Below are 787 nucleotides of genomic sequence, written 5' to 3'. Positions count from 1 at the left end.
TTATTATGAAACTTCACTTGATATAAAACAAGCTATTATGTAATCATTCTGTTCGGTTTTAAGCAATTCTACCTTTTAATCTATGAAAATGATTTTCGAAATGCAGTATCGGCGTAAAGAAAAGTTTATCTATAGACGTGATGAGATCTGCTCAATCTTTAGAAGTGATGATATTGAGCAGATCATTGCAAAAAACGACTACATCGTCAGTATTGATTTTGAGCGATTTGTTTACTTGCGTTCGACATTGCCGCCTGATTTCTTTGACAAACTAGCTTTGTCACTGCGAGAAGGCGAACTGTGTTATATATCTTTCGAAGATGCCCTTTCAAGATGGAGTGTTATCTCTCAGATCCCGATGATTTTAATTCTGGGTACAACAGGGGAATCAGGTTTTTATAAGACTAGGTTTGGCAGTATTGAGTTTGTCCATGTTCCTCATAGTCGAGAGGTAATACTTTCAAATACGACCGAACCTTATTACGCCATTCGATTAGCTAAGAAATTTTTTGCTTTTGAAGATTTAAAACGGATTGATAGAAACATGCATCTTATCGATTACGAAGAACTCTATTGTGATGATTAAATAATTAAAATAATAAACCTTCACTTTTTATAGAATTTAATTGACTTTAATCATCATCAGTTATAATTTAAAAACAGACTCGTTAAACACCCCGCGTGTCACTTAATAAATCTACAATAAACGAAGTTTTTGGGGTAAGTTTATTAAGGATTTATTATGCAAAATTTGAAGAACTATCAAGAACAGTTAAATAATCAACTT

1 protein-coding gene is annotated in these 787 nt (G+C 32.5%); it reads left to right on the top strand.

The window, feature by feature from the left end; genetic code table 11:
* Positions 1 to 100 precede the first annotated feature (100 nt).
* Positions 101 to 586, top strand: coding sequence for a hypothetical protein (locus R8N47_RS24570; RefSeq protein WP_318186019.1), 486 nt, complete (start codon positions 101 to 103; stop codon positions 584 to 586).
* Positions 587 to 787 lie beyond the last annotated feature (201 nt).

This window comes from Vibrio sp. 2132-1, assembly GCF_033344315.1.
Note: the sequence above shows the minus strand (reverse complement) of the source record. Positions and strands in the feature narration are given on the sequence as shown.